The sequence below is a fragment of the Acidicapsa acidisoli genome, assembly GCF_025685625.1.
In the GTDB taxonomy this organism is placed as follows: Bacteria; Acidobacteriota; Terriglobia; order Terriglobales; family Acidobacteriaceae; genus Acidicapsa; species Acidicapsa acidisoli.
This window is the reverse complement of the sequence record NZ_JAGSYI010000003.1, coordinates 833,570-856,893: the sequence shown is the minus strand read 5'-3', so window position 1 is coordinate 856,893 and position 23,324 is coordinate 833,570. Positions and strand designations below refer to the sequence as shown.

At 58.3% G+C, this 23,324-nt stretch carries 20 protein-coding genes and 1 pseudogene; 12 read left to right on the top strand and 9 right to left on the bottom strand.

Annotated features, from left to right (window positions below):
- Positions 1-123 precede the first annotated feature (123 nt).
- Positions 124-732: a hypothetical protein gene (locus OHL23_RS21410; RefSeq protein WP_263354002.1), complete on the top strand. Its 609-nt coding sequence runs from the start codon at positions 124-126 to the stop codon at positions 730-732.
- Between the two features lie 154 nt (positions 733-886).
- Complete coding sequence (locus OHL23_RS21405; protein WP_263354001.1) at positions 887-2,920, top strand: S9 family peptidase; 2,034 nt, start codon at positions 887-889, stop codon at positions 2,918-2,920.
- A gap of 109 nt (positions 2,921-3,029) precedes the next feature.
- Here the strand turns inward: OHL23_RS21405 and OHL23_RS21400 are convergent, their stop codons facing one another.
- Together OHL23_RS21400 and OHL23_RS21395 are read right to left on the bottom strand one after the other, a co-directional pair.
- Positions 3,030-3,341, bottom strand: coding sequence for a hypothetical protein (locus OHL23_RS21400; RefSeq protein WP_263354000.1), 312 nt, complete (start codon positions 3,339-3,341; stop codon positions 3,030-3,032).
- 56 nt (positions 3,342-3,397) lie between these two features.
- Positions 3,398-3,613 (bottom strand): hypothetical protein, encoded by a 216-nt coding sequence (locus tag OHL23_RS21395; protein ID WP_263353999.1) that lies wholly within the window; start codon positions 3,611-3,613, stop codon positions 3,398-3,400.
- 332 nt (positions 3,614-3,945) lie between these two features.
- On the opposite strand from OHL23_RS21395, the gene OHL23_RS21390 reads away from it, so the two are divergent.
- The 5 genes from OHL23_RS21390 to OHL23_RS21370 all read left to right on the top strand — a co-directional run bounded on the left by OHL23_RS21390 (position 3,946) and on the right by OHL23_RS21370 (position 9,233).
- Positions 3,946-6,348, top strand: coding sequence for a hypothetical protein (locus OHL23_RS21390; RefSeq protein ID WP_263353998.1), 2,403 nt, complete (start codon positions 3,946-3,948; stop codon positions 6,346-6,348).
- 146 nt (positions 6,349-6,494) lie between these two features.
- Complete coding sequence (ribH, locus tag OHL23_RS21385; protein ID WP_263353997.1) at positions 6,495-7,391, top strand: 6,7-dimethyl-8-ribityllumazine synthase; 897 nt, start codon at positions 6,495-6,497, stop codon at positions 7,389-7,391.
- Positions 7,388-7,810, top strand: a complete 423-nt coding sequence (gene nusB, locus OHL23_RS21380; protein WP_263353996.1) for a transcription antitermination factor NusB — start codon at positions 7,388-7,390, stop codon at positions 7,808-7,810. Before ribH ends, nusB begins: the two co-directional genes overlap by 4 nt.
- Positions 7,811-7,837: 27 nt before the next feature.
- On the top strand, positions 7,838-8,620 hold the full coding sequence (locus OHL23_RS21375) for an enoyl-CoA hydratase-related protein (protein ID WP_263353995.1): 783 nt from the start codon (positions 7,838-7,840) through the stop codon (positions 8,618-8,620).
- 40 nt (positions 8,621-8,660) lie between these two features.
- Complete coding sequence (locus OHL23_RS21370) at positions 8,661-9,233, top strand: hypothetical protein (RefSeq protein ID WP_263353994.1); 573 nt, start codon at positions 8,661-8,663, stop codon at positions 9,231-9,233.
- A gap of 221 nt (positions 9,234-9,454) precedes the next feature.
- Here the strand turns inward: OHL23_RS21370 and OHL23_RS21365 are convergent, their stop codons facing one another.
- From OHL23_RS21365 to OHL23_RS21335, 7 genes are all read right to left on the bottom strand, one after another.
- Positions 9,455-10,105, bottom strand: a complete 651-nt coding sequence (locus OHL23_RS21365) for a PadR family transcriptional regulator (protein WP_263353993.1) — start codon at positions 10,103-10,105, stop codon at positions 9,455-9,457.
- A gap of 223 nt (positions 10,106-10,328) precedes the next feature.
- The gene (locus OHL23_RS21360) at positions 10,329-10,649 is read right to left on the bottom strand and encodes a BrnA antitoxin family protein (protein WP_263353992.1); all 321 of its coding nucleotides are present in this window, start codon (positions 10,647-10,649) and stop codon (positions 10,329-10,331) included.
- Complete coding sequence (locus OHL23_RS21355; protein ID WP_263353991.1) at positions 10,621-11,052, bottom strand: BrnT family toxin; 432 nt, start codon at positions 11,050-11,052, stop codon at positions 10,621-10,623. The genes OHL23_RS21360 and OHL23_RS21355 overlap by 29 nt, the downstream gene beginning before the upstream one ends.
- Positions 10,986-12,476, bottom strand: coding sequence for an aldehyde dehydrogenase family protein (locus OHL23_RS21350; RefSeq protein WP_263353990.1), 1,491 nt, complete (start codon positions 12,474-12,476; stop codon positions 10,986-10,988). Before OHL23_RS21350 ends, OHL23_RS21355 begins: the two co-directional genes overlap by 67 nt.
- A gap of 400 nt (positions 12,477-12,876) precedes the next feature.
- Positions 12,877-13,377, bottom strand: a complete 501-nt coding sequence (locus OHL23_RS21345; protein ID WP_263353989.1) for an SRPBCC family protein — start codon at positions 13,375-13,377, stop codon at positions 12,877-12,879.
- On the bottom strand, positions 13,355-13,711 hold the full coding sequence (locus OHL23_RS21340; protein WP_263353988.1) for an ArsR/SmtB family transcription factor: 357 nt from the start codon (positions 13,709-13,711) through the stop codon (positions 13,355-13,357). Before OHL23_RS21340 ends, OHL23_RS21345 begins: the two co-directional genes overlap by 23 nt.
- A 332-nt stretch (positions 13,712-14,043) precedes the next feature.
- Complete coding sequence (locus tag OHL23_RS21335) at positions 14,044-14,235, bottom strand: hypothetical protein (protein ID WP_263353987.1); 192 nt, start codon at positions 14,233-14,235, stop codon at positions 14,044-14,046.
- A gap of 136 nt (positions 14,236-14,371) precedes the next feature.
- Between OHL23_RS21335 and OHL23_RS29210 the strand changes: the two genes are divergently transcribed.
- The 5 genes and pseudogenes from OHL23_RS29210 to OHL23_RS21320 all read left to right on the top strand — a co-directional run bounded on the left by OHL23_RS29210 (position 14,372) and on the right by OHL23_RS21320 (position 23,318).
- Positions 14,372-14,848, top strand: a complete 477-nt coding sequence (locus tag OHL23_RS29210) for a hypothetical protein (RefSeq protein WP_449701820.1) — start codon at positions 14,372-14,374, stop codon at positions 14,846-14,848.
- Positions 14,781-15,782, top strand: a pseudogene (locus tag OHL23_RS29205) (pyrroloquinoline quinone-dependent dehydrogenase); the annotation flags it as partial. The gene OHL23_RS29210 and the pseudogene OHL23_RS29205, both read left to right, overlap by 68 nt.
- A gap of 15 nt (positions 15,783-15,797) precedes the next feature.
- Complete coding sequence (locus OHL23_RS21330) at positions 15,798-16,460, top strand: outer membrane protein assembly factor BamB family protein (RefSeq protein WP_263353986.1); 663 nt, start codon at positions 15,798-15,800, stop codon at positions 16,458-16,460.
- Between the two features lie 1,048 nt (positions 16,461-17,508).
- Positions 17,509-22,035 carry a choice-of-anchor D domain-containing protein gene (locus OHL23_RS21325; protein WP_263353985.1) on the top strand — a complete coding sequence of 1,509 codons (4,527 nt, stop codon included), beginning with the start codon at positions 17,509-17,511 and terminating at the stop codon, positions 22,033-22,035.
- Positions 22,036-22,253: 218 nt separating this feature from the next.
- Positions 22,254-23,318, top strand: a complete 1,065-nt coding sequence (locus OHL23_RS21320) for a rod shape-determining protein (protein WP_317891713.1) — start codon at positions 22,254-22,256, stop codon at positions 23,316-23,318.
- Positions 23,319-23,324 lie beyond the last annotated feature (6 nt).

Genomic DNA, 23,324 nt, shown 5'->3' with positions numbered 1-23,324 from the left:
TCTTCTCGCACACCGAAGTCAGCCGGCGAAATCGAAGAGGTGGCCGGAAAGTTGCAGAATTGAACTGCGCAACTCTCTATATACTTCGTCCCAATATCCATTGCATTGAGATTGCGAGCACGTATGAGCCGAGGCCGAAACGCCGCCAACGCCGCATTGATTCTGTGCGCGGTTCTATCGCTTACTCGCGGAGCCATGCGAGTCGTTCAATCCCACAATGATTCAGCCGTCGCGGATAGGGAGCAAACAGCGGTCGCCCACGGAACGATCGAGGAGAACTCCCTGGGAGTTTCCTCCCGCTCTCAAAGAGGCGCCGCCTGTTCGTACTCTTTCATAGCCAATGGCTCGATCTATAACGGGCGTGGAGTTTGCACCCCGGATGCAATCGAGCAGGCAATGCGATCCGCCTATAGCAGCGGCCAGCCAGCATTTCAATCCATCGTATATTTCGATCCGCAGGACCCAAAAACGAATAGCCTGATGGAATTTCGGGACAAAGTCGACCGCGATCAGCGGGGAGTGATGCTCTATTTGTGTCTCGGCGGCTTCGTTTCCGTAGGCGTGATTCTGGGCTTCGTCCTGGAATTGAACGAACGGAAGAGGGACGCTCAGGTGGAGCAGGTCTTGTCCGGTGGAATTCAGCCCAGCAGACAGGAATTCATGAACAGTCTCGACCAGACCCTAGCTCAGACCTCAGCCAGAGACCGCCAACAAGGTCCTCCACCGGCTTAGTGGCCGAGCAAATCAACTCCTCGGGACAATAAGACAAAATCCCAACGCCGGCTGTTAGCATTTCGCTATGTCTGGAATGCTGAACCGCTCTTTCACGCGGCGTACTTTGGTGTGCGCCTTTGCTTCGTTTGCGATTCTTGCCGCAGGATTTCCCTTGCGCTTACCGGCCCAGAATGGGGCAGCCAGGGCGCAGGTCGAGGAAGTTCTGAAAGGTCTGGGCCGCAGCCATGGCCTCGGCCCCGTGGCCATCTCGCCCGATGGCGCTCTGCTGGCATACGTTCGCCGCAGCAAAACCGGCTCGGAACTGGTGCTTGCTCCATTCAGCGACCCCGCTAGGACCACGCGGATTACTGCCGCTAAGAAGGAGGGTGCACCATGCGGCGACACCGATCCTGCCTGGGCCGCGGATTCGCGGCGGCTGGCTTTCTTGAGCGATTGCCAGAGCGACGGCCAGCAAGATGTCTTCGTGGCGGCAATCAGCGGAGATTTGACCGGCGGCAAGCCAAAGATTGAGATTCAGCGCCTGACCGAGGCCAAAGGCGAAGTGGGCTATCCGGAGTTTTCGCCGGATGGCTCCCGGATAGCATTCCTCTACGTCGAGGGAGCCACCCGTGCCGCAGGCGCCTTGGCTGCAATGAAGCCATGGGCAGGCGTGATTGGCGAGGATGGCATAGAAATCCAGCGGGTCGGTCTCGTGGATGCAAACGAACACAAGTCAGCCGCGCCCACCTTCGCGACCCCCGCGAAACTGCATGTCTATGAATTCGACTGGTCCCCGGACTCAAAATCGCTCGCATACGTCGCGGCCGATCCGCCGGGCGAAAACAATTGGTGGGTAGCTAAGCTCTACACCCAGGCTCTGGACGCGGAGCCGAAGTCAATCTTCGCTCCCTCCGAGTCCACTGGCGCGCTGCACGGACTGCAGATTGCCGTTCCCCGCTGGTCGCCCGACGGGCAGTCGATTGCCTTCATCGGCGGCCTCATGAGCGATCAAGGATCGACCGGCGGCGATGTCTGGCTGATCCCCTCCAATGGTGGAGAGCCCAGAAATCTGACGCCGGACCGCAAGACCAGCGCCGCCTGGATTGCCTGGGGTGACTCCTCGTTGTTTGTCAGCGAACAGTCGGCAGGCAACAGCCAGCTTGTCTCGCTTCAGGTTCCCGGCTCTGGCGGCGAAGCCATCGCGTCCCAACCGGTCTTCAGCATTCCAGCGTCGGTCGGGGATGGGCGAATGATGATGAGCCTCTCCGCAACCAAAGACCGCTCGACCTTCGTCTTCACGGCAAACTCCCTTGATCACCCTGCCGAGGTCTACGCCGCAAAGACCGGCCAGGCGGCCACCTCCCTCGCCGAACTCCATCAACTGACCCACGTCAACGACGGAATCCAGCCAACCTGGGGAAAAGCTGAATCGCTCACTTGGAAGAATGAGGGATTCGACGTTCAGGGGTGGCTCCTGTATCCGGCGCACTTCGATCCGGCAAAGAAATACGGCCTGATCGTGCTCGTGCACGGCGGACCGGCGGCGGCGGCCGGATCGTCCTGGGGTGGGCGCGGCAGCCTGAGCGCACCGGCTTTTTCGGCGATGGACTACTTTGTGCTCGAGCCGAATCCGCGCGGCAGCTACGGCCAGGGCGAGGCCTTCACCGCCGCCAACCGTAAGGACTTCGGTTACGGCGACCTGCGCGACATTCTCGCCGGCGTCGATGCAGTCACAACAAAGATTCCCGCAGTCGATCCGCATCGCGTAGGCCTCACCGGCTGGAGCTATGGCGGATTTATGACCATGTTCGCAGTAACGCAGACGCAGCGGTTCAAAGCGGCGGTTGCCGGGGCAGGTATCTCCGACTGGAAGAGCTACTACGGCGAAAACTCAATCGACCAATGGATGACGCCCTACTTTGGAGCCTCCGTATACAAAGACCCAGCCGTATACGCCAAAAGCTCGGCAATCGACTTCATCGACAAGGTGCGCACCCCCACGCTTGCCGTGGTCGGCGACCGCGACGGCGAATGTCCCGCGCCCCAGTCCTTCGAGTTCTGGCATGCCTTGCGCGATGAGCACGTTCCGACGCAACTCGTCGTGTATCCCAATGAGGGCCATGGCTTCGCGAATCCGGACCATCGCACCGATGTCCTGGTGAGAACACTCAACTGGTTCGCCAAGTACATGCCGGCAGGCGAGTAGCCCGCTGTGTTGCTGAACGATGAGGAATGGAGAAAAACCCACGGGTGGAGGTAAGTGTCGGGGAAAGGCCGCCTGTCGCACCATGGACGGCGCAGACGGTCTTTCAATTCTATTGTGCTAGACCTGCTTCCGCGTCGGCATGACGTTGACGAAATATCTCGTCATCCATCTCGACATCCCTTTCTCCTATGGGCTCTCCGAGCACTGCGTCATCCTCCTCGGCGAGCGGTTCGTCGTCAGGATCTTCCTCCGGCATTTCGTCCTCCGGTTCATCTTCCGGCAGTTCTCCACTGTCCGGGTCGCTCCCCGGGTCGCTCCTCGGGTCTTTGACAGGCTCGTTGTAGTCGGGTTCAAGAACCGGAGGGCCATCAATATAGGCCAGAGAATCGAGGGGATCGGGAGCGAAGAGATTCGTGGTCATCCTGTTCTCCTGGCAGGTGGGATGCAGGAAATGAATTCGGCGGCTTTTCGTTCAGTTCAATACCGGTGATGACTATCTTTGACCCCACCACGTTTGCCGAAGAGCGCATCCGCTTCATCGAATATGAGAAGGTCTTCTTCCATCTTCTCTGGCGGCTCATGTTCCAAAGTCTTCTGGTCTGTGTCGTCGATATTCACGATTGGGACCTGATGCTTGTGGATTTCGGGGCTGTCGATACCCGTCTCCGGATTTGGTGCAAGGGGATTGGTCATCGTGCTCTCCTGGATACTGCGATTTGATACTCCAATCTGGATACTGCGATGCAGGGAACGGCGGAAGGGGTGTCTCACGAGTTCCATGTCAGGCATCGCACAATCGCCAGAAATTACTTTCTCTGGAGAACTGAAGCGTCCGATACCCATAGTTCCCACTCGGCTTTCGTTTCGCCCTGCAATTCGTCCATCAGGCATGTGTTCCAGGCGACTGCTTCTTCCCCAAGCGAAGGGCAGCCGCGTCCTGATACACTTTTCATTCGGATTCCTTTCGGATTCTAGACGTTGTGATTGACCGTTCTGCTGCTTCGAAGGTGGAACGGGGAGGTTTCATGCAGCGGTTGCTGACGCTTGTTTTTCTGCTGTGCCTGGCAATTCCGGCCGGCATTTCGATCTCCGGTTGCACGCGCAATCCCGCCGGAAATTACTGCAATGGCGAAGGGTATGGACTGAAGCTGACCTCGGTGGCGACCGTCACTCTTCAGCCCCAGACGACAGGAATCTCTCTGGCCTACGGCCAAACACAGCAGTTGGCCTCGCCGACCGCCAAGACCTGCAAAGGAAACACGGCGAGCGTCAGCGCCTACACCTATGGCACAACGAACAATCAGATCGTGGACGTTTCGCCCTCGGGAAACCTCTGCGCTGGCACTTGGAACCGGAACAGCGGCGGCGGCATTCCCAACTATACGATCTGCAATTATCCGTCCCCGCTTCCGTCCACCGGCGGATCGCCCTACGGTACAGCATTCGTAACGGCAACCGGCTCCGGTATCACATCGAATCAGGTCACGGTATACACGCATCCTCAGGTGACAGCCGTTTCTCTTGTGCTGGAGCCGGTAGGCAACCCCACGCAGACGATCAATGGATGCCTGTCACAGACCCAGACCGCGCAACTGGATTCTCAGGCCTATTACACATTGAATGGCACACAGACTCTTTTGTGCGCGCCAAACTCTACCTCTGTTCCAAGCTGCTCGACGGCGATCGGTAACCTGAGCTATACCTCGCAGAATTCCACGATCGCGACCATCAATGAGACCGGCGTCATCACCGCCGTCCTCCCAGGCACCACCTACATCACCGCATCGGTGGCGGGCTCCGGATCGTCAGCCGGATACTTCTCCACCTGCCCGCCGGCTAATATCAACGTGACGCTCAACGGCGCCACCACCGGCACCGTCACCCAGGGAGTCACGCAAAACCTGGTGACCACTATTACCGATACCAACGGCAACACCATCCAGGGACTGACGCTCGATTATCAATCGACCAATCCTCTCGACATCACCGTGGGTACCGGCGGCGCCATCACGGCCAATTTTGCGGGCGAAGCCTCGGTTTACGCAGTCTGCCAGCCAACCACCTGCAATCCGTCCCCTATCGACAAGGTGGGTATTAACCTGACCGGCACATCGATCACCAGTAATCCGGTGACGATCAACACGCCCGGCCAGGCCAGCGATTACATCTGGCTTGCGAGTCCATATTCGCAAAACTTCGTCCCAATCGAATTGGTCAGCGGAACACTCGGTTCAACGGTCAAAATGCCGTACTTCCCGAACTCCATGGTTATGGACCAGACGGGAACGAACCTCTACTTCGGCACCGCTCACGAACTCATGATCTACGCTACAGCGAGCAACGCACTGACCAAGGAAGATCCGAACGTGCCGGGCGTCGTTCTCGCGGCCGCTCCCAACAACCAGACCATCCTGATCAACGACCCGATCCGCCAGGTCTTCTATGTGTATGCACCGAGCGCTGCGACCTACTCGACCTACAGCGGCGTCGGAACAGCAGCTCAGTGGACCCCGGATTCCAAGACGCTCTATATTACGGGCTATATCACCAACGCCAGCGGCACCAAGGTTCCGACTCTCTTCGTCTACAACGTCAATACAGGGTGGACCACCTATCCCCTCACCACCGGCGAACCAGTTCCTCAGACGACTCCCGCAAGCAGCCTCGCTGTTGCAATTCCGGGGGTTGCTTCGTTCCTGAGCGGTGATCCGACGGTCGCCTACGGATGGTGCCCACAATTGAGCTCAACCAACACAATTCAGCAGGCATATCCCGAGATCCCCGCAGGACAACTGCCGTGGACCGATGTTCTGGCCGCCACCACGGACGGGCGACATATCCTCGGCGTCGGTTTGGACGGGGGAACCTCTCCGACCCTGTCTGACATCAACGTAAACTTCGCCAACAGCCTGCTCAACGGAGCCTGCCCGAGAGCCACTAATGGCAGCAGCACATCTATTACCGCTTCGCCGGTAACCCAGGCCTTAACGACTCCTTCAGGCGCGCTGGGCTTCACCGCCTCCGCGATCAACCAGGTCGTGGCCTCCCCGGCTTCCAATCTGGCATTTGTAACGTATACCCCGACCACCGGCGCCACGGCTGCGGCTACCTTGCCGTACTATCAACCCACCACCAACGGAACCCTGGGAACGGTCGGACAAGTCACATTTGTCGAGCCTTCCGGAACCACGACTCCTGCGACTGCGCCATTAACCGGAGCCTTCAGCCTCGACGACACGATGTTCTTCATCTCGACCGCAGGAGACGATCTGGTTCACTACATCAATGTGGGCTCCTTGCTGGATACCCAGCAGATTAACCCCGGACTGACCTGCACGGAGGGCAACCCGGTTACAACCAACCCCTGCACAGTCGGTCAGCCCGTTCCGGCAACCTTTATTGCCGTGAAGCCGCGCCCCACAACCTAAACCAACACTCGCTCCATTGCAAGGGAAAGCCCGCTCGCGCAAACGCAATTTGCCGCGCAGCGGGCTTCTCGTTGCGCCACGAAACCCACCGCAAGCTCTGCCGTATCTCCGCAGCCACGCCAATCAGGCGAGATAGAATCGGAACTATGATTAAGGGCATTTCCATTTTGCGCCCAGCGGCAACAGCCAACACCTACGAACGGTTGGCGAGCTTTTTTTCTGTCCTGGGCTTTACTCCCGGAAGCGGTTGGAACGAAGACTCCAGCCGCGGCGCGTCCTTTCTCGCGCCACTGGGAAATCTCGAAATTGTAGACGGCACGATGCCCTCGGTTACCGACGTTCTCATAGAAGTAACGCAGTTAGACGCAGTCCGCGAAGCCGCGATCATGTGGTTTCGCGGCCAGGGCGAAGAGACAGCCGGACACATTTCGCCGGTCGCTGAGACGGATTGGAAATCCCGTATCTTCACTGCGGAACCCGTCTCAGGCCACGTCTTCGCCTTCTGGGAGTGGGCTGACCCGCTCCGCGGCAAGCCGATTGCCGTCGAGGGCGACCTATCCGCCGAAGGGATGCGTTTTGCCATCGTCGCAGCACGCTGGAACGCGGTCATCACCGACCGGCTTCTTGACGGTGCTCTCGACGCCCTTTTGCGCAGCGGAGCGGCGCGCCGGGACATCGAAATCGTGCGCGTGCCGGGCGCATGGGAGGTTGCAGCCGCAGCCCGAACCATCGCCGATCGGTCACCCACCTTTGGAGGCCCCGGCTCCGTCGACGCGATCATTACCCTCGGTTGCCTGATCCGCGGCGAAACCGCGCACTATGAGGCGATCTATAACGAAGTCGCGCGGGGAATCGGTCAGTCGCAACAGGAAACCGGCATCCCTCACGCCTTTGGTGTACTCACCTGCGAAACCCTCGAACAGGCCCTCAACCGCGCCGGCGTAAAAGCCGGCAACAAGGGCTTTGAAGCGGCCATCGCGGCCATCGAGATGGTCTCTTTGCATCGCAAGCTCGTGGACCGCGAAAACAGCGAGGGTGCATGACAACCGGAACGCGGCGCAAGTCCCGCGAACTGGCGATGCAGATGCTCTTCCAGGGCGACCTCGGCAAGCAGACGCCCGAGCAGGTGCGCAAAACCTTCTGGCTGGCTCGCGAAGAGTCGGATGCTGAGGTGCGCAGCTTCGCCGAAGACCTCTACCGCATGGCCACCGTGCGCTCTGACGAGATTGATGCGCTCATCGTGCAGCACCTCGTCAATTGGCGTCTTGAGCGAATGCCAGGGGTGGACAGGAATGTTCTCCGGCTGGCTGCTGCCGAAATGCTCGGCTTCAAAGGCACTCCCTTCCCAATCGTCATCAATGAGGCGCTTGAGATTGCGCGGCGATATTCCGCACCGGAGTCCGTGAGCTTCCTGAACGGCGTATTGGATGCGATGGCCAAAGATCTCATCAAGCGGATCTGATTCCCGGCATCTCATGAGGAGACCGACATGGAGTTTGAAAATGTTCTGCTCGAAAAACGTGCTCCCCTCGCGGTGATCACCATCCATCGCCCAAAGGTGTTGAATGCAATCAACGCTGCGACGTTGGAAGAGCTTTCCGCGGCGCTGGAAGATGCCGCAGCAGACCCCGAGGTCCGCGTGATCCTGCTGACCGGAGCAGGCGAAAGGGCCTTTGTCGCTGGCGCGGATATTTCCGAACTCGCCGGTCTCGACGCCGAGACGGGACGGGCCTATGCACGACGAGGCCAGGAAGTGTTCCGTTGCATCGAGACGCTGGGTAAGCCGGTGATCGCTTGCATCAACGGCTTCGCGCTCGGCGGTGGCTGCGAACTGGCCATGGCCTGCACCTTGCGGCTGGCGAGCGAGACGGCAAAGCTCGGGCAACCGGAAGTGAAGCTGGGCGTGATCGCCGGCTTCGGCGGCACACAACGGCTGCCGCGCCTGGTCGGCCCAAGCGCAGCCTTGAAGTTGCTGCTGACCGGCGCGATTATTCCCGCCTCAGAGGCCTTGCGAATCGGCCTTGTCGATGAAGTGCTTCCGTCAGACAAGTTGATGGCCCGCGCTGAAGAACTGGCGAATGAAATTGCAGGCAACGCCCCGATTGCGATCGAGCGAACGTTGCTGGCTGTCGACTCCGGCCTCGATCGTTCCCTTGAGGACGGCCTGGCCGAGGAAGCCCGGCATTTTGGGCAATGCTGCGCGACTCAAGACAAAGCGGAAGGCACTACGGCGTTCCTGGCCAAACGCCCCGCAACATGGACCGGGAAGTAGGAATGTCCGGGTTCTACAGACGGGCTAAGACAGAATTGATATGCTGATTCCTGTGACATCCTCTTCTCGATTAAGGGCATTTGCCGTAGTTTTCCTCACGATCACCACTCTTCTCTCCGGTTGCCGCAAGGAAGAGCAGGCAGTCAGCAAAGTCGCCAGCACCGCCGAAGCCGCCGAGCATAAGGCACAAGCTGCGTCCGCCCAAAAAGACCAGCAGCGAGCGCAACTGGCCCGCATCGCTCTCCCGACCAAGAGCCGATACGTCGATGTGCATGAGCCGGGGCAGTGGGCCAATCCCTTCCTCAGCTTCGACGCGCAAATGATCAATCTCCGCATCATCCAGGGGGACGCCAATCCCAGTCAACTCGGCAAGGGCGGCCTGCTCCGGCCATCTGCAGCGCGACGCCAGGAGGTGCAGATTCGCCAGCAGGATCTGGTGGAAGCGCTGATTGCGCTGCCCGAAAGCGCGTGGCCCTATGGACGCGTCGTCGCCATCGAAGAGTCTCCGCTGGCGGACAAGAAACAGCGGCCTGCTATCCGCCGCCAGATCGAGGCTGCAATCCAGCAGCTCAATGATCTAGGCGTGGTTGTGGATGAGTGGCCTGCCCGCTAGTCTCACTCACCTTCGTTAATTTCGCGATCTCCAATCGCAGCTTCTGGTTGGCAATCAACAATTCGCCGACCAGAAGCTGCAAGCTTTTGCGTTGCGCCTCCAGCGCCTGTATCTCTTCCTGCATCGTAGTTGTCTCCGGGGGCTCTGGCCCATTTTTGGCCCACTCTGTTGTTGTGGCATACGACGGGAGACCATGAGGTGCATGAGACGCAAGGACAGCCTCAAACCTCACCGATCACCCTTGCCGCTGCATCAATGGCTTCCGCGATCTTGCGCGTCTGCTCAGGCGTGAGATCGCCCTGCGCGGCGCGCATCTTCATTGCGAATTTCAGGTTCATGAAGGCGCGCATGATCTGCGGCGAACGCCCCCGCCCAAACACATCACTGGCCTGTTCCATTCGGCCGAAGATCGCCTTGATCGTCGCCTTGTTGGTTTTGAGATACTCCGTACCCAACTCAGTTACGGTGTACAGCTTCTTGTTGCCCTCCGCCGAGGAAGTGGCATAACCCTCTTCTTCGAGCAGCGTCAGCGTTGGGTAGACGACTCCAGGGCTCGGCGCATAGCCGCCGGAAAGCCGCTCTTCAATGGCTTTGATGATTTCGTAGCCATAGCTGGGCTTCTCGGCGACAAGCTGTAGGATCACAAGCCGCAACTCTCCGCTATCGAACAACCGTTCCCGGTCGCCGCCAAATCCACGCCCATGACGGCCCATGAATCCCTCAAACATCTCCCGCCCATAACGGCCGTGATGGCGCTCCTCGCGGTGATGCCCGCAACGCCCTTCCTGCCTCGATTCCGGCCTGCCCTCAGTAAACTGAGATTCCGCAAATCGTCCTTCTGCAAACTTTCCAAACTTGTCTCTTCCAAACATGGTGTTCCTCCTTGGTGTTCCCGATATATCGGGCGAACGACTCACGATATATCTTAAGATATATCTAAGATAATCCTACTAGCGATTCGATTCAAGAAAATTATGGAAGCTTCGAACAGAATTTCGGCTCATGCGAGCCGAAATTACTCCGCGTTATCGATCTGGACGTGTTGATGAGTGTAGTTGGCATCGACGCAGAGTCTTACGGAGCCGATGCCGTCGCTTATGAGCGTACGGGCTTGGTGGTACGGCTTGCATTCCCAGATATGTGTGTCAACTCAGCAGCCTTTTCAGCACACCACAGCTTGATGAGCGACTGGTAGGGAACGTCGAGCCTACGCGCGTGGTTTCGAATGGTGTTCAAGAGATCCTCGGGCATGCGAAGCGAGATCGTCTCTGTCGAGGGGTGGAGCTTGGGAAACGACACCAATCTTGCCTTGCTCCAGTCAACGTATTCGGTGCTGTCGTTCTCCGGCGATTCCCAAAATGCGCGTTCCTCGGCCTCGTTCGCGAACTCAGGTATGGGCTTGAGTGGCTTTTTCATAAACTGCCCTTTCCTTTCGATTCATCGACCGTGCTGATATTGGGCGGATCATTTCGCCATTGCTGCGTTCGGTGAAGGTGATATGTAACCAACGGTTCTGGTCCGTTCTGCCGAGAGCGTGTAGCCGAGCCTCTTTCTGGCTGTGTTTCACCTCCGGAGCGAGCAGCAACGGCGTATTCAAGAACACCTGCTCAACTTCTGAGGTGGACACGCCGTGCTTCTCATTCTTCCTTGCGTTTCCCTCGTCCCAATCAAACCCAATGTAGTGCAAGAACGCCCTCTGTATATTTTTGCAATATACAGAGGGCGCGTCAATGCTGCAAGCATTTGGGGGTGTTATTCCGCGTTGTCGATCTGCGCGCGCTGCAAGGTATTGCTGGAGTCGATGTATACCGACTTCCATGTCGTGTAGAAGTCGAGCGCGCCTAGGCCTTCGCGGTGGCCATTCCCGGTCTGCTTGACTCCGCCAAAGGGCAGGTGGACTTCCGCGCCGATCGTCGGGGCATTGATGTAAGTAATGCCGGCTTCGAGGTCGCGAATCGCCGTGAAGGCACGGTTGATGTCCTTGGTGTAGAGCGCAGTGGAGAGTCCGTAGTCGATGGAATTGGCAATCTCGATGGCTTCCTCAAAGGTCGAGAACTCGATCAGCGAAACGACGGGGCCGAAAACCTCTTCGCGGGCGATACGCATCGCAGGCGTGACTGAACCAAAGACCGTAGGCGCGAAGAAAGTGCCTTTGGCGTAGGGGCCGTCGATCAGGCGCTTGCCGCCGGTGAGCAGCTTTGCCCCTTCCGCGACAGCAATTTCGCAATACCTAGTGCTGGTTTCTATCTGCTGCTCGTTCACCTGCGGGCCGACTTCAATTCCGTCATCGAGGCCGTTGCCGACACTAAGCGCCTCAGCGCGAGCGACCAGACGCTGGGTAAATGTAGCGGCAATCGATTCGTGAAGAAGAATTCGGCTGGTGGCCGTGCAGCGCTGTCCGGTGGTGCCAAAAGCTCCCCAGAGCGCGCCTTCGAGGGCCAATTCTAGGTTGGCGTCGTCCATCACGATCATGGCGTTTTTGCCACCCATCTCCAGCGAAACCGGTTTAAAGTTTGCTGCAGCGCGCTGGGCCACATGCGATCCAACAGCGCTGGAGCCAGTGAAGCTGATGGCGCGAACATCCGGGTGCTCTACAAGGGGTGCTCCGGCTTCGGGACCGTAGCCTGAGACTATGTTGACCACTCCCGGCGGCAGGCCTGCGTCGATCAGGGTCTGGACGAGGTTGTAAGTGGAGAGCGGGGTGTCTTCGGCGGGTTTGATAACGCAGGTGTTGCCGGCGACCAGTGCGGGGAAGAGCTTCCAGGACGGGATGGCCATGGGGAAGTTCCATGGGGCGATCATGCCGATAACACCGACCGGCATGCGGACGGACATGGCGAACTTATTGGCAAGTTCGGATGGGACGGTGACGCCGAAGAGACGGCGGCCTTCTCCGGCTACGTAGTAGGCTTCATCGATGGCTTCCTGCACGTCGCCTCGGGTTTCGGCGAGGACTTTGCCCATTTCGCGGGTCATTTCGCGGGCGAACTGCTCTTTGCGTTCAGCCAGCAACTGACCTGTTTTGTATAGGATTTCGGCGCGCTTGGGTGCGGGAACGAGGCGCCAGGTGGCGAAGGCCTTTTTCGCGGCGGCTACGGCGAGGGCTACGTCTTCCGCGTTGGAGGCGGGGAAGATGCCTACTATGTCGGAGCGGTCGGCGGGGTTGATGTTCTGGAGGGTTTGACCGCTTTTGGAGGCCATCCATTCGCCGCCGATGAGATTGTGATAAAGCTTGCCTGCCACGGAGATTCCTCGCTTTGCTCGTCTGAGATTGATTGCCGATGCCGCGCGGCAAAGGCCAACCTCTCAGCTTATCGCAAATCCGGAAGGCGAAGAAATAGTGAATCTGGCGTGTTTTCCCGAGGGAGGGGGTAGGGGGTACCTGATTTTTGCGTATATCTTGCTTATTCCAAATGGGTTAAAGGAAGATTCAGGTGCATTAAAGTGCGCTTTTGGGGCGTTTTATGACGCTTTTTTGAGCTGCTTTTTTGTGCTCGGCGCTGGTGGAAGCAGATACAAAATGTGCACTCATTTCAGTATGCGCCGCGAGGGGATAATTTTGTGCAAGGTCGAAGATGTTTACCGAGGCAGTTTCGCTTGAGCGTACGGGCCAACTACCTCGGTTGGGGTTCTGACCCACTTGTTACGCAGGGTTTGTGATCGAGGCGACATGGGCGTCAAGGCGATTCAGGATCTGAATTGTGCCTGCTTCCATTCCTGCCTGGAGATGGGCGTCCCGAACTTCCCGCGACTTGTGAAGAATCGAGTGGGTGAGTTTTGTCAGTCCGTCGACTTCTTCGAACAGGACTGTCGTCAGCCACTCGGGACTTCCGATGGCGGGCATGTCGTAGCACTCGGTGTAGACAAGGCGCTCATTGGGCACGATCTCGCGATAGACACCGTGGAAGGGATGTTCGCTGCCGTCGGGCATGCGCATTACGCGACGCCATTGGCCGCCGGGGCGAAGGTCGATTTCGCAGAGCGTGAGCGAAGAACCCTCGCAGCCCATCCACTGGCGCAGGTGCTCGGGCTGGGTCCAGGCGTCGAAGAGCAGGTGGCGCGGGCGGGCGAAGGTGCGGGTGAATTCGATCTCCCGGTCGGATGGGAGGGCTACGGTGACTTCATGATTTGCGGTTGCGAGCATGTTTCATTGTCTCCTTTGGTTCGAGTGCGGATAGATAGTCGTCGAGTCGGTTGAGGCTGTGCTCCCATTGGGAGCGATAGCGCTCGACCCACTCGGATACGTCCTTGAGCGGTGCGGCTTCGAGGCGGCAGGGACGCCATTGTGCGTCGCGGCTTCGCCGGATGAGTCCAGCGCGCTCGAGGACTTTGAGGTGCTTGGTGATGGAGGGTGGACTGATTGAGAAGGGCTGAGCGAGCTCCTTCACCGAGGTTTCGCCGAGGGCCAGGCGAGCCAGAATCGCTCGGCGAGTGGGGTCGGAGAGTGCTGCGAAGGTGGCGCTGAGGGGATCGGTCATTTAATTTGCCAAAAGGTTAATTAACCTAACGGCAAATTACTGCGTGATCGGATGGATTGTCAAGGGCATTTTTCGAATTCTGGCTACGAATTCGCGAGTTGGGTGCGGGAGCGTGGAATTGTTCCACGTAGAGCATTCAAAGTTGAATGGGGAGGGGCTTGTCTGGGTTTGTTGCAGGCGGATTGTTTTGTTGGGGTTGCGGTTGCCGGGAATTATGGTATTTTGTGCCTTGTTACAGCGAATGGGGATTTGGCTTTGTTCCACAGTTATAAGACAGCTCTGGGTGAACTGAGTTACCGGCGGGCATTTCGGAAAACCAATTTTTGGACGGACTATAGGATCAGCGCGTGAGGCGGGGGGACCTTCATCATAATGGGCATTGCTTCCCCGAGCTTGTGAGCGGCTTCTTTGGCGTCTGAGAGATTTGGGGCATGTGCTACGATGCGGTCGCGGGCGTAGGACAGGGCCAGCCACTCGCCTATGGGAGCGTCCTTGAGGGCGGCGGTGAGGTTGATCGGAGTCATGCCCTGCCTCTATTGGAAAGATGGTCCATCTTTGGATGGCTGTCAACAGGAAGAACCGGGGTGGGCGTTGTGGTGTCCGGCCCTTGCGCTGTCAATGGTCGCGGTTCGGCGGGAGTTTTTGAGGGACGGAAGCTGAATGCAATTACCGGGGATCTTCAGTTTTGGCAGGGCTGTCGCCTGCTGCGTCGTCTTGGTCGTGAGTTTCCTTCCCGATGGAGGCGCCCAGACCCTGTCCGCAGGGTGGCCTGCCTATGGAGGGGACATCGGTGGACAAAGATATTCGATCGCGGACCAGATCAATAAGAGCAATGTCAAACATTTGCATTCGGCCTGGGTTTATCACTCTCGCGCTCTGGATTCGGGGCGGTCAGGAAGCCTCTCTGCAGCTTTTGAAGCAACGCCGATTCTATTCCGCAGCCTTTTGTACTTAAGTACGCCATTTGACGAGGTTATTGCGCTGGATCCTTTGACGGGGAGCGAGCGTTGGAGATATCAACCGCAACTGAGTCAATTGAACGAAGGCGACATCATTACTTCGAGAGGCGTTGCTGCGTGGAGCGGGGGGGGGGGGGCAGAATCCATGTTCGAACAGAATATTTGTCGGCACCCTTGACGGGCAACTACTTGGTCTGGATGCAACAACTGGCCAGCCGTGCGAACACTTTGGAATGCACGGGAGGGTTGACCTGAAAGCTGGTCTAAAGGGCAATGATCGAGATTTTCATGTGACCTCCGCACCGACAATATTGGGAAATGTTATCGTCGTGGGATCTTCCATTCCGGATAACCAAGCAGTAGATCAGGCTAAGGGAACCGTAAGAGCATACGATGTCATATCCGGCCAACCGCTGTGGACCTGGGAACCAATACCATGGGGCGCAACTCAATCTGTGCCGACCGGAGCCGCCAATTCCTGGAGCACGATTGCGGCGGATGAAAGCTTAGGCTTGCTCTATGTCCCAACAGGAAGTGCTTCCCCGGACTACTACGGCGGTATGCGGCCCGGAGATGGACGTGATGCTGATTCTGTTGTTGCAATTGAAGCTGCGACGGGAAAGAAGGTTTGGGCATTTCAGGTCGTTCACCACAATTTGTGGGATTACGACGTGGCCAGCGAACCGCTCCTGTTCACATGGCGCAGAAATACTCCAGCAATAGCGATCACTACAAAGATGGGTATGGTCTTTGTACTGGATCGAAGAACGGGACGGCCATTGTTCCCGGTTGAAGAGCGACCGGTACCAGAAAGCGATGTGCCTGGCGAAGTTGTTTCGAAGACGCAGCCCTTCTCGGTACTTCCGCCTCTTTCGCCCCTTAAATTGCCAAGCGGAGGCGCACCCGGCCGATCAGGTCCAGAAGATGAATTCTGCAAGATTCAGATTTCCAAGCTTCGATATGACGGAATCTACACACCTCCTTCGCTGAAGGGGACTTTGGTATTTCCCGGAAGCGTTGGCGGTGTAAATTGGGGGTCAGCGGCATTTGACCCGGCCAGCGGAGTTCTCTTCGCAAACACGAATCGGCTTCCCTATGCCGTTCAATTGATTCCCAGCGATACTGGATTGCGGAAAATCGTCAGCATCGCGGGAATTACCTATCGTCTTCGCTTTTTCGCGCTTTTAGTCCTGGCAATTGTTTCAGCACTTGTTCTATTGTTCGGGACAAAATTGAGAGATCGATGGAAGCTTCTTGGATTGGTGCTGCTTGTGCTCATTTCGGTTTTCCTTTGGCGCGGCCAGCAGAAGCAAGCAGAACAATTGTTGATGCAAACTGTCCAAGCTGGCTTTGGCGATGATCGGTCTCCTCAGAGTAAGGCTCCATATAGTCTGTATCGGCATCCTATTCGCGATCACGAGGGAATGCCTTGCACACCTGGCTTGTGGGGTACTGTCACAGCATTGAATCTGCAGACTGGAAAAATTGTTTGGGAGCGGCCACATGGCAGACAGGAAGAAGGAGTTGAGGCTGGGTCTTTAAGCCTTGGCGGTGTGATCGTGACCGCTGGTGGATTGGTGTTCGCCGCAGGAACGCGAGAACCTCTGCTGCGAGCATATGATTCTTCTTCGGGAGAGGAACTCTGGAAGGGAAATCTTCCAGCTCCGGCACAATCGACGCCGATGACATACGAAGTAAATGGTCGGCAATTTGTAGTTATAGCAGCAGGGGGGCATGGTATGTGGGGGACTAAGACGGGGGACGCCGTCGTTGCATTCACCACAGATTAGAGACTTTCACGGCTCAGTTAGCCATGACGCGCCAAAGAAGCTCCGCTCACGCAGGGGCTTCGACTGGCCAGGTGACCCAGATCTTATTCTTCCTCGCAGGTGGCAGCGGAAGGTGAGGGTGCCCTAGGTTTCGTCTTTGAGACCTGGGTTTCGGTCAAGCCTGATTCTCTTTCGGTCGTCGTCCACCACGACTCGATCTCAACGATGCCTGATTGGCCTGTTAAATAGTGTGTGCAACTGGACCAGGGCCAGTCTTCCGGCTTCTTTGCCAGCTCGCGTTTTACGGGATTGCGGTGCCTGTATTTCAGCTTCTCTACATGCCTGGGGTGTGTGTCAATACGTCGAAGTCATAGTAACGAGCCTGCCAGCAGAAACCTAAGATCAGGGTAAGCCGGGCCTTCAGCCCTTGATTTCTATTTGGCTTTCGGACCCAGGCCGATGGCCTGGGCTGGGATGGTGCGCGCCGTTGGCGCTTGGTCTTGGGTAGGCGCTCAATTTGCGGGTGGATTTCGCGGCCTGAGAACAGCAGATTCCCTTCGGGAATGACAGACAGAAAGGCAACGGCAAAGGCAAGAACGGGGCTGGCTTTTGCGGTTTCCCACCCTTGACGCAAAGTGCGCGTCAAGAATGGGGCACCCGGCAACGGCGGGAATTGGGCTGATTTTTGTGGTTGGGATAGATAAAGATAAAAATCTGCGCTGGTGACGTGTTTGGATGACGGGATTTCTGCTTCTTTCTCGCAGTATCAGGTAACAGGCTCTCCCCACGAGAATTTCAGACTCTTAGATTTCGACCGCAGACTGTCTTTGGTCCTGGGCGGGGTGGGAAAGGTGTGGTCCGAATTCATGGGTTAACCGATCTAGTTCAAATCCAGTACAGCGCGTGCTTATTTCCCCTGTCTTCGAGTCGCCCTCCCCAGATTCAAACCGTTCTGCACCAGCAAATTCTTTCAATCGTCTTTCTCATCTCGCTTTAAGTGTGGATGGGTTTGTTCTGTGAAGCTGCGGGAATCGCGAGATTCTGCGCCGAGCCAAAGAGGAAGAGAATCATGCGAGTTTTCAATCTCACTCACGTTCTGGCTTTTCTGGTGATCGGAATCGGGATGGTGGTTCCGGCAACGGCGCAGAGTGCGGGCTCGGATAGCCTGGCGGTTCCATCGCGTGTGGTGGAGCATGTGGAGGATGCGAAGGTGGTGACGCTGGCCGGCAATGTGCATCCGATGGCGCGGAAGGAGTTTGATAAAGGCCGGGTCGAGCCTGGGAAGCTGCTGGAGCGGGTGGTTCTGGTGCTGAAGCGCAGTCCGGAGCAGGAAGCGGCGCTGGCGGCGTTCAATGAGCGGCAATATGACCCGAAGTCCGCGGATTTTCATCACTGGCTTCATGCGGAGGAGTTTGGCCGGCTGTATGGGCCTTCCGATGCGGACGTGACGGCGGTGACGAGCTGGCTGCAAAACCATGGGTTCGAGATCTACGACGTGAACAAGGGCCGGACGATGATCCAGTTCTCGGGCACGGCGGCGCAGGTCCAGGAAGCCTTCCAGGTGGAAATGCACCGCTACCAGGTGAACGGCGAAGCGCACATTGCCAACGACCGCGACCCTTCGATTCCCGAAGCGCTGGCTCCAGTGGTGACCGGCATTGCCTCTCTGCATGACTTCTTTGGCAAACCGCAGCATGTGGTGGGTAAGTATGTCAGGCTCGATCCCAAGACCGGCAAGGAAACCCTGGTTGACCCGCAGCCGGGTACGCCAGATAAGGTGTATCCGATCGCGCATCCGGAGGTGAAGAATGCGGCGGCTGTGCTGCGCGGAGGAGTGGCGCCGCAGTTGACGTATGCAGCCAATGGCGACAATTACGAAGATCTGACGCCGTACGACTTTGCCACCATTTACAACATTTTGCCGCTGTGGACGGCCAGCTCGCCGATCAACGGCAAAGGCGTGACGATTGCCATCTCCGGCGTGAGCGACATCTCGCAGGCGGACGTGACCAACTTCCGCTCGACCTTCGGACTGCCGGCGATGACGCTGAAGACCATTGTGAATGGCACCGATCCCGGAGCCGACGGCGACGGCGGCCAGCTCGAGAATTCGCTGGATGTGGAGATGTCCGGTGCGACGGCGCCGGGCGCGCAGATTGTGATGGTGGTATCGTCATCGACGGCGACGACCGGCGCAGACATGCTCTCCGATGAGTACATCATCGACAACGAAGTGGCGCACATCATGAGCGCGAGCTATGGCGAGTGCGAGTTGGAACTCGGCACCGCCGGCAACTCGGCTTACAACACGGTATGGCAGCAGGGCGCGACGGAAGGCATCAGCATCTTTGAGTCGGCGGGCGACCAGGGATCGGCAGGCTGCACCAGCTCCGATCAGCAGGGCCCGAACGCCGACAAAATCGGCTTGCAGGTGAACGGCATGGCTTCCAGCCCGTTTGTGACCGCGGTGGGTGGAACAGACTTCACCTGGAGCTTTGTGGCCAACGGTACTTCGACCTACTGGAACTCGACCGATGGGCCTCAGTTCCAGACGGCAAAGGGCATTATGCCCGAAGTACCGTGGAACTCGACCTGCACCAATCCGTTGCTTGATGGATTATTCGGGGCGGCGAATCCGGAGCAGCTTTGCAACGGGCTGATCAACTACGACAGCGGCTTCTTTGATGGCCTGATCGTGATCACGGGCGGCAGCGGCGGCATCAGCCATTGCACACAGCCCACAGGGACGACATCCTCCACTTGCGCGGGCGGTTATGCGAAGCCTTCCTGGCAGACCGGTTATGGAAGCTCCAGTACCAACCGCGACGTACCGGACGTTTCGTTGTTTGCCTCGGGAGGATTCCCCTCGACGGTCAATGGCAGCGCGATCCTGCTCTGCGACTCGGCGGGGGCCGCGGCCTGCAGTTACACTTCGGCGAGCGGCATTGAAGCGCAGCAGGTGGGCGGCACATCGGCTTCGTCTCCGCTGATGGCCGGCGTCATGGCGCTGGTGGTGCAGAAGACCGGCGCCTTCCAGGGGCTGGCGAACCCCGCCTTCTATAAGCTTTATGCCAATCAGAAATCGGCGGGAACCAATTGCAACTCTTCCACCGTGGCCAACGGCAACTCGTGCATCTTCTATGACGTGACGCAGGGCACGAATGCGCAGGTCTGCATCACCGGCGACCCCAACTGCGTGACCAATACGAGCGGCGATCCACTCGGCATCCTGAGCGGTTTTGCGGCGGGCACGGGTTATGACGACGCAACCGGCCTGGGCACGCTGAACGTGACGAACCTGGTCAACAACTGGTCCTCCGTCGTCGGAACTACCTCCGTCACGCTTACTCCGACCAGCCTCACCTTCCCATCCACCACAGTTGGCGTAACCAGTGCCACACAGTCGGTGACCTTGAAGAACACCGGCACCAGCACCATAACGCTGTCCTCGGAAACCCTCACCGGAGCCGACCCGAGCTCGTACTTGATCTCGGCGAAGACCTGCTCCACCACCCTGGCCGCCGGAGCCACCTGCACCGTCTCCATCGAATTCAAGCCAACGGCGACCGGAACACTGACTGCTTCGCTTTCGGTTGCGGACAACGCTACTGGTTCTCCACAGGCGGTTGCGCTGAGTGGAACCGGGGTGGGTGTGCCTTTGGCGACGCTTTCGCCGACGAGTCTTACATTTGCTTCGACCACGGTAGGGGTGACGACGGCGGCGCAGGTGGTGACGGTGAAGAATTCCGGGACGGCGGCTCTTGCGCTGAGTTCGGAGACGATCACTGGGACGGGCGCTACTTCGTTCCTGAAGTCGGCGACGACTTGCGGGACTTCGCTGGCGGTGGGTGCGACTTGCACGGTTTCGGTAGAGTTCAAACCGCTGGCGGCGGGTGCTCTGACGGCTTCGCTTGCGATTGCGGATAACGCTACTGGTTCTCCGCAGGCGGTCGCGCTGAGTGGAACGGGGGTGGGTGTACCGACGGTGACGCTGTCGCCTACGAGTCTGACGTTTGCTTCGACCACGGTGGGAGCGACAACAGCGGCGCAGGTGGTGACGGTGAAGAATTCCGGGACGGCGGCTCTTACGCTGACTTCGGAGACTTTGACAGGGACTGGGGCCACTTCGTTTGTGAAGTCAGCGACGACTTGCGGTACTTCGTTGGCGGTGGGTGCGACTTGCACTGTTTCGGTGGAGTTCAAGCCCCTGGCGGCGGGCGCGCTGACGGCTTCGCTTTCGGTTGCGGACAACGCTACTGGTTCTCCACAGGCGGTCGCGCTAAGTGGAACGGGAGTGGGGGTACCTGCGGTGACGCTGTCGCCTACGAGCCTGACGTTTGCTTCGACGACGGTGGGAGTGACAACAGCGGCGCAGGTGGTGACGGTGAAGAATTCGGGGACGGCGGCTTTGACGCTGTCTTCGGAGACGATTACCGGGACGGGCGCTACTTCGTTCCTCAAATCGGCGACGACTTGCGGAACTTCGCTGGCGGTGGGTGCGACTTGCACGGTTTCGGTGGAGTTCAAGCCTCTGGCGGCGGGTGCTTTGACGGCTTCACTTTCGGTTGTGGACAACGCAACTGGTTCTCCGCAGGCGGTTGCGCTGAGTGGAACGGGAGTGGGGGTACCTGCGGTGACGCTGTCGCCTACGAGTCTGACGTTTGCTTCGACGACGGTAGGAGTGACGACCGCGGCGCAGGTGGTGACGGTGAAGAATTCCGGGACGGCGGCTCTTACGCTGACTTCGGAGACTTTGACCGGAACTGACCCGACTTCGTTTGTGATTTCGGCCAAAACCTGCGGAACTTCTCTGGCGGTGAGCGCAACATGCACGGTTTCGGTGGAGTTCAAACCGGTGGCGACGGGTGCCCTGACGGCTTCGCTAGCGGTTGCGGACAATGCGACGGGCTCACCGCAGAAGGTTGCGCTGAGCGGGACTGGGGTAGCCGCTTCGACGCCGACGGTTACGCTGACGCCGACTACGATTGCTTTCCCGGCAACGGTTGTGGGAGTGACGAGCGACGCCCAGATTGTGACGCTGAAGAACACGGGAACGGTGGCGGTTACGGTCAGCTCGATCGCGCTTGGTGGAACAAACGCGAGCTCCTTTGAGGAGATCGGCACTTGCGGCACATCGCTGGCGGCTGGCGCTTCCTGTTCGCTGTATGTGGCGTTCAAGCCGGTTTCGGCGGCGGCACTTTCGGGAACTCTCAGCGTGACGGACAATGCCACCGGCTCTCCGCAGAAGGTGACGCTGACGGGAACTGGAACCACGGCACCCTCGGTCAAGCTGAGTACGACCAGCCTGAGCTTCCCGACGACGACTCACGGAACCACTTCCGCGGCGCAGGCTGTGACGCTGACCAATGGCGGAACGGCTACGTTGACCTTGACCTCAATTACGCTGACGGGGACCAATCCGACGGACTTTGAGGAGCTGAATACCTGCGGCGCGACGCTGGCTCCGGCGGCGAGTTGCGTGGTGTATGTGGCCTTTCACCCGGCGGCAGCAGCAGCTTACAAGGCTACTCTGAGCATTTCCGATAGTGGAGCTTTGTCTCCGCAATCGGTAACGCTGGCGGGTACGGGCAACTAAGAAATCGGTCATTGCCAACAACCAACAACCGGGCAGGCGGGAACCTACTCTGATGGGTTTCCGCCGCTCTGGTTTTGGGCGTCGGGCTTTGTTCCCGCGATTGGTCTGGTTGGGAGGGTGGAGTTGGTGGATTGGTTACCGCGATTTGGTATGATTTTCCACCGTCCGCGCTGATGACTTTATGGCCGTACAATAAGGCGTAGAGAGTTTATTCAAGAATGTCATCGAACGGTTATCCCTCGCGTCCTTCGCGTTCGCACGGTCTTCGCTCCCTGTTCAGCATGTTTTCGAGCGACCTGGCGATCGATCTTGGCACTGCCAACACACTGGTGTACGCCGCCGGCAAGGGCATTGTTGTCAATGAGCCCTCCATAGTGGCCATCAACAAGAACACCGGCGAGGTGGAGGCCGTGGGCAAAGAGGCCAAGGACATGCTGGGCCGGACGCCTGGCAATATTGTGGCCATCAAGCCGATGAAGGACGGCGTCATTGCCGACTTCAAGGTCACCGAGAAGATGCTGAACTACTTCATCCAGAAGGCGCATAACCGGAAGATGCTGGTGCATCCGCGGATTGTGATTGGCGTGCCTTCGGAGATTACGCAGGTGGAAAAGCGCGCGGTGGAGGATTCGGCGTATCGCGCGAAGGCCAGCGAGGTTTATCTCGTGGAGCAGGCGATGGTGGCGGCGATTGGCGCGGGGTTGCCGATTACCGAGGCCTACGGGAACATGGTCGTCGACATTGGCGGCGGGACCAGCGACATTGCGGTGATTTCGCTGTCGGGCATTGTGTATTCGCGGTCGGTCCGAATGGCCGGGAACCAGATGGACGAGGCGATCACCAATTATCTGAAGCGGAAATACAATCTGCTGATTGGCGAGCGGACGGCGGAGCAGATCAAGATCGAGATCGGGTCGGCGTATGTGCTGGACAAGCCGCTGACGATGGAGATCAAGGGGCGCAATCTGATTGAGGGCGTGCCGAAGACGATCACGATTGACGATACCGAGATTCGCGAATCGCTGGCGGAATGCATTTCGGTGATTGTGAATGCGATTCGCGTGGCGCTGGAGCGGACGCCGCCGGAGCTTTCGGCGGATATTTCGGACCGCGGGATTGTGCTGACGGGCGGCGGAGCGTTGATTAAGAACCTCGACAAGAGGATTCGCGAGGAGACCGGGCTTCCGGTTTCGGTGGCGGACGATCCGCTGGCCTCGGTGGTGCTGGGAACGGGCAAGATGCTGTCCGACTTCCGGCTGCTGCGCAAGATCAAAATCGATTAAGAACGA

Bases quoted from the DNA above. Each gene is read 5' to 3' on its own strand.
- OHL23_RS21410 (WP_263354002.1), top strand. From the start codon at position 124: ATGAGCCGAGGCCGAAACGCCGCCAACGCCGCATTGATTCTGTGCGCG.
- OHL23_RS21400 (WP_263354000.1), bottom strand. From the start codon at position 3,341: ATGACCACGAATCTCTTCGCTCCCGATCCCCTCGATTCTCTGGCCTAT.
- OHL23_RS21395 (WP_263353999.1), bottom strand. From the start codon at position 3,613: ATGACCAATCCCCTTGCACCAAATCCGGAGACGGGTATCGACAGCCCC.
- OHL23_RS21390 (WP_263353998.1), top strand. From the start codon at position 3,946: ATGCAGCGGTTGCTGACGCTTGTTTTTCTGCTGTGCCTGGCAATTCCG.
- ribH (WP_263353997.1), top strand. From the start codon at position 6,495: ATGATTAAGGGCATTTCCATTTTGCGCCCAGCGGCAACAGCCAACACC.
- nusB (WP_263353996.1), top strand. From the start codon at position 7,388: ATGACAACCGGAACGCGGCGCAAGTCCCGCGAACTGGCGATGCAGATG.
- OHL23_RS21375 (WP_263353995.1), top strand. From the start codon at position 7,838: ATGGAGTTTGAAAATGTTCTGCTCGAAAAACGTGCTCCCCTCGCGGTG.
- OHL23_RS21370 (WP_263353994.1), top strand. From the start codon at position 8,661: ATGCTGATTCCTGTGACATCCTCTTCTCGATTAAGGGCATTTGCCGTA.
- OHL23_RS21365 (WP_263353993.1), bottom strand. From the start codon at position 10,105: ATGTTTGGAAGAGACAAGTTTGGAAAGTTTGCAGAAGGACGATTTGCG.
- OHL23_RS21360 (WP_263353992.1), bottom strand. From the start codon at position 10,649: ATGAAAAAGCCACTCAAGCCCATACCTGAGTTCGCGAACGAGGCCGAG.
- OHL23_RS21355 (WP_263353991.1), bottom strand. From the start codon at position 11,052: ATGGAAGTCGGTATACATCGACTCCAGCAATACCTTGCAGCGCGCGCA.
- OHL23_RS21345 (WP_263353989.1), bottom strand. From the start codon at position 13,377: ATGCTCGCAACCGCAAATCATGAAGTCACCGTAGCCCTCCCATCCGAC.
- OHL23_RS21340 (WP_263353988.1), bottom strand. From the start codon at position 13,711: ATGACCGATCCCCTCAGCGCCACCTTCGCAGCACTCTCCGACCCCACT.
- OHL23_RS21335 (WP_263353987.1), bottom strand. From the start codon at position 14,235: ATGACTCCGATCAACCTCACCGCCGCCCTCAAGGACGCTCCCATAGGC.
- OHL23_RS29210 (WP_449701820.1), top strand. From the start codon at position 14,372: ATGCAATTACCGGGGATCTTCAGTTTTGGCAGGGCTGTCGCCTGCTGC.
- OHL23_RS21325 (WP_263353985.1), top strand. From the start codon at position 17,509: ATGCGAGTTTTCAATCTCACTCACGTTCTGGCTTTTCTGGTGATCGGA.
- OHL23_RS21320 (WP_317891713.1), top strand. From the start codon at position 22,254: ATGTCATCGAACGGTTATCCCTCGCGTCCTTCGCGTTCGCACGGTCTT.